The sequence below is a fragment of the Massilimicrobiota sp. An142 genome (assembly GCF_002160725.1).
In the GTDB taxonomy this organism is placed as follows: Bacteria; Bacillota_I; Bacilli_A; order Erysipelotrichales; family Coprobacillaceae; genus Allocoprobacillus; species Allocoprobacillus merdigallinarum.
On the sequence record NZ_NFLD01000066.1, the window covers coordinates 1 to 3660 of the forward strand.

A 3660-nucleotide genomic window follows, 5' to 3' on the forward strand; every position below is an offset into this window, starting at 1 on the left:
TATTCTAGCCATAAGAAAAGAGGAAAGACCTGGTTTGGTCAATCCCCTCGCATACTATCTAAGATAGGTTGTATTAACATATAAATGTAGCGCCGTATACGAGACCCGTACGTACGGTGCAATTATCCAGAATTCTGGATAACAACACTTATCCCGAATTATTGATTATCCCGAAAAACAGGTTTTTCCAATGAAAAATCAAGTAAAATTCGGGATAATTTTTTATAATGGCTTCAGGAGGTAATCATTATGAAAATACTTATAACTGAAGCTGTCGAATCAGCTATGAATGCATTCTTTGATGCATTAGGCAATGATACTTATAAAGAACAGTATCGCTCAACTCATTTCAATCCCATTTTAGTAGAATACAAACGGATGGGAGAGGATTATTACGATGAAGCAGTCAATGATAATGTTGAGAAAATATATCAATCTTATCTAGAAGCTAATCAATTTGGTAAAAGAACATTTAATAAACGTCTAAGAGGTCTGAGAATTCTTAAAGAAGTAATAAAAACCGGCAATTTTAAATGGAAATTTAAAATTGCCAATGAAGAAATAGTTACTAATCTGTTTACAGAATCCATTGATCGTTATATTGGAACCAGAGATTTAAGTCCTCGTAATATAGACTTCGAAAAAAAGACATTAATTAAATTCTCTACATTCTTGATTGAAAATGGTGTATATAGATATCAGGACATAACTTACGACCACATTGTATCTTTTATCAAACTTGTATCTTTAACTTCACCTGGATCGCTTGATAAAGTAGCTACTGCATTATCTAAATATATGCGAAAACTCTTTGATGAACATCTCATCTTTAAGGATATTTCACATCTTATAAAGGTCAAAAGAGTAAAAAATGGAAAAGTTAAAAAAGCTGCAGATATTAATGATATCACAAAGATTTTAAAAATCATTGATAGAAATAGCTCTGTAGGTAAGAGAGACTATGCAATCATCGTTTTAGCTTGCTTTACAGGAATCAGGGCAGGAGATATCGTTAATATAAAACTTTCTGATATTGATTGGAAAAATAAAGAAATCCTAATCATTCAAGGAAAGACTAATTCTTATCTAAAATTACCACTCAATAATGATGCGTGTGCAGCTTTGGCTGATTATGTCTTAAATGGAAGACCTGAGACTAAATCTGATAAGTTGTTCATCAGATCATTAGCACCATTTGAAGGATTCCGTGATGGTGTTTCGATAAATAATATATTAAGAAGAAGGTCAGCAGATGCGGGTGTAATGGTTGGTGGTAAGAATACGATACATGGTATAAGAAGGATGATTGCGACCGAAATGATAAAGTCTGATCAATCAATTTATACAGTAGCCCAGATACTTGGTCACCAATCAATAAAACCATCTAGACAATACATCGATCTTGATGTAGAAGGCCTGAGAAAATGCACACTATCTTTTGATGATATACGAGGTGATAGACGATGAAATATTGCTGGGAATATACAGATGATTATCTTGAATATCGCAGTAGTTGTGGATTAGATACAAAAAACCCTAGATGGTATATTAAAGATTTTTCAAGATACCTTAAAGATAACTATCCCAATGAAACGATCATTACAAAGAAGATGGTGATTCCATGGTGTATCGCAAGACCGACTGAAAAAAGTTATAGTTTCAAAAAGAGGATGTCTACTCTCAGGCAGTTTACTATATTCATCTATTCGATAGGTGTTTGTGAGTTTATCCTGGATACAAGTTTTACTCCCAATGCAGAACGCTATATCCCATATATTTTCACTGATCAGGAACTTACTGATTTATTTGATACAGCCATCAGAAACAGCGTTCAAGATCCGAGTTCATATAAGAAGCTAATTATATCTGTTATCTATCGGTTGATATTTTATTGTGGATTGAGGCCTAACGAAGGAAGAGAAATAATGATAAGCGACATCAATCTTAATGATAAAACGATCTTCATAAGAAGGAATAAAGCTCATAAGGAAAGAATCATACCGATATCTGATGATGTCAATGAAATGATCAAAGATTATATGCGAAAAGCTTCGGTATTTAAAATGAATAGTCCCTATCTGTTTAGCTCACCTAGGCTTGATAGTTATAAATCGACTTGGCTTAGGACAGAGTTTTTAAAATTATGGAAAGCGACTAAAGAGCCATCTAATATGACCAGAATTAGAGTGTATGATCTACGACATCGATTTGCAACGACGTTAATGATGAAATTTCTTGATGAAGGAGAAGACCTGAATAATATATTGCCTTACATGAGTTCTTATATGGGACATTCCAGCTTTGAAGAAACAGCTTATTATATTCATTTACTACCTGATAGACTAAAGACTTCAAAAGCTATCGATTGGGGAATAATGGAATCACTCATTCCAGAGGTGTTACCATGAAAAAGAACGAGCTGAAATATTTCAAGATGATTCGCGATTTCTTTGAAATCTTTCTCCCGAACCAAAAAGGGGCAAGCAAACATACAATTAAGAGTTATAAAATCTGTATGAATCAATTCTTGGATTTCGCTAAGGCTAGTTTAGGCATCAAACTCAGAGATTTTGATTTTAATCATACAACGATTGAACTTGTCGAGTCATTTCTTGAATATGGGGAAAATGAATATCATTGGTCAGCTAAGACTAGAAATCTAAAATTAGCTGCCATAAGATCATTCTACAAGTATTCTGCCAATCATGATATAACGTTAATCGATATTTACCTGAAACTTATGACGATTCCTATAAAATCTGTAACTAAAGGAATCATCATAGATTTCTTAAGTGAGAAAGAATTAGAATTTCTTCTCAGTCAACCTAATCAATTAAATGTCAAAGATAGAAGAAATCTCACGATGATGATTACTTTATATGATACGGGAGCTCGAATACAGGAATTATTAGATATAAGGCTCAAAGATATCTCTTTAGACTCATCTCCGCATATCGTTCTTAATGGTAAAGGAAGAAAGATGCGTATAGTTCCAATAATGGATAAAACAGTTGAGCATCTCAGGAAATATTTAGATAACTATGAGTTAACCAGTGAAGACCATGTCTTTTTTACATTTCATAACGGTGAACGAACAAAAATGAATCCTGACACAGTACAGAAATTTATCGATCGATACTGTATCATGGCAAATAATGCTGATTCAAGCTTTCCAAAACATATATATTGTCATATGTTTCGTCATTCTAGAGCTATGCATCTATACCGTAACGGTATGCCTCTTCCTCTGGTATCTGAATGGTTAGGTCATGCGCAGATTAACACCACTAGGGAATTCTATGCCAATGCAGATACTGAAATGAAAAGAAAAGCGATCAATGCAGCTTCATCCGTTATTGATATAACTAATACCAACACTAATGATTATGATTTTGATGATGAAGATCTTTTGAAAAAATTATATTCACTCAAGTAATAAAAATTATCCCGAATTTTACTTGATTTTTCATTGGAAAAACCTGTTTTTCGGGATAATCAATAATTCGGGATAAGTGCAATTATCCAGAATTCTGGATAACAACACCGTACGTACGGGTCTCGTATACGGCGCTACATTTATATGTTAATACAACCTATCTTAGATAGTATGCGAGGGGATTGACCAAACCAGGTCTTTCCTCTTTTCTTATGGCTAGAATA

At 33.4% G+C, this 3660-nt stretch carries 3 protein-coding genes; all 3 read left to right on the forward strand.

The window, feature by feature from the left end; genetic code table 11:
• Positions 1-249 precede the first annotated feature (249 nt).
• The 3 genes from B5E87_RS14585 to B5E87_RS14595 are packed head-to-tail and all read left to right on the forward strand — an operon-like array spanning position 250 to position 3436.
• The gene (locus B5E87_RS14585) at positions 250-1467 is read left to right on the forward strand and encodes a tyrosine-type recombinase/integrase (protein ID WP_087246122.1); all 1218 of its coding nucleotides are present in this window, start codon (positions 250-252) and stop codon (positions 1465-1467) included.
• Positions 1464-2408, forward strand: a complete 945-nt coding sequence (locus B5E87_RS14590) for a tyrosine-type recombinase/integrase (protein WP_087246124.1) — start codon at positions 1464-1466, stop codon at positions 2406-2408. Before B5E87_RS14585 ends, B5E87_RS14590 begins: the two co-directional genes overlap by 4 nt.
• A complete protein-coding gene (locus B5E87_RS14595) occupies positions 2405-3436 on the forward strand; it encodes a tyrosine-type recombinase/integrase (RefSeq protein ID WP_087246126.1) in 1032 nt (343 codons plus the stop codon). Before B5E87_RS14590 ends, B5E87_RS14595 begins: the two co-directional genes overlap by 4 nt.
• The last annotated feature ends 224 nt before the right edge of the window (positions 3437-3660 follow it).